The organism is Pseudomonas sp. PDM14, assembly GCF_014851905.1.
Taxonomy (GTDB): domain Bacteria; phylum Pseudomonadota; class Gammaproteobacteria; order Pseudomonadales; family Pseudomonadaceae; genus Aquipseudomonas.
Window position 1 is genome coordinate 1 of sequence record NZ_JACVAQ010000011.1, and the last position, 221, is coordinate 221.

Annotated in this window: 1 protein-coding gene; it reads left to right on the forward strand. The window is 62.0% G+C overall.

From position 1 onward, the window contains the following. Positions 1 to 221, forward strand: a 221-nt coding sequence (locus tag IB229_RS21770; protein WP_225579323.1) for an Ig-like domain-containing protein, incomplete at both ends; no start/stop codon positions are given.

Genomic DNA, 221 nt, shown 5'->3' on the forward strand with positions numbered 1-221 from the left:
ATCACCACCACCGCCGACAACACCCCGACCTTCAGCGGCACTTCGTCCAATACCTCGGGCAACCTGACCCTGACCGTCAACGGTTCCGACTACACCGTTACCCCGAATGCCGATGGCACCTGGTCCTTCACCCTGCCAACCAACGCTGCGCTGGCAGACGGTGACTACACCGCCACCATCAAAGGCAGCGATGCACAGGGCAACGAGGCCGATGACAGCGA